The sequence below is a fragment of the Chromohalobacter sp. HP20-39 genome (genome assembly GCF_033052815.1).
GTDB lineage: Bacteria > Pseudomonadota > Gammaproteobacteria > Pseudomonadales > Halomonadaceae > Chromohalobacter.
The window spans coordinates 1-376 of record NZ_JAWHTP010000274.1; the positions used below are offsets into that span (position 1 = coordinate 1).

The 376-nt window shown below is 60.6% G+C and carries 1 protein-coding gene; it reads right to left on the bottom strand.

Going from position 1 to position 376, the window contains the following annotated elements; translation table 11 throughout:
• Positions 1-19: 19 nt before the first annotated feature.
• Positions 20-376: hypothetical protein (locus RVY79_RS17960; RefSeq protein WP_317465877.1), on the bottom strand; the 357-nt coding region annotated here is incomplete at its 5' end.

Genomic DNA, 376 nt, shown 5'->3' on the forward strand with positions numbered 1-376 from the left:
CGTTCCGTCTGCGTATCCATTAAAGGGCCCAAGGTTGCCACAGCTGTTGGTTGTATACGTTGCCACCAACACGTGACCTGCAGGCGGCGGCGGGGGCGGAGGTGCCGTCGGCTGACAGTTCAGGCCTACCCAGCTCGATCCATTCCAAGAAGGGCCACTGGCAGCGTAGTAGCCCGAAGGACACGAAGGCGGTGGCTGATAGTTGCAGCCAGGCGCACTCCAATAGGAACCCTTCCAAACGGGACTTGAAGTCGTCGTCCATCCAGCGCCAGACGAACACTGCGGTGCCGGGACTGGGCCCCTTGCGATAGGGCTCGGGCAAGTCGAGTCTTGGTATCCCGGTGAACAAAGCACAGGGTTCGCCATTGCAAGTCTG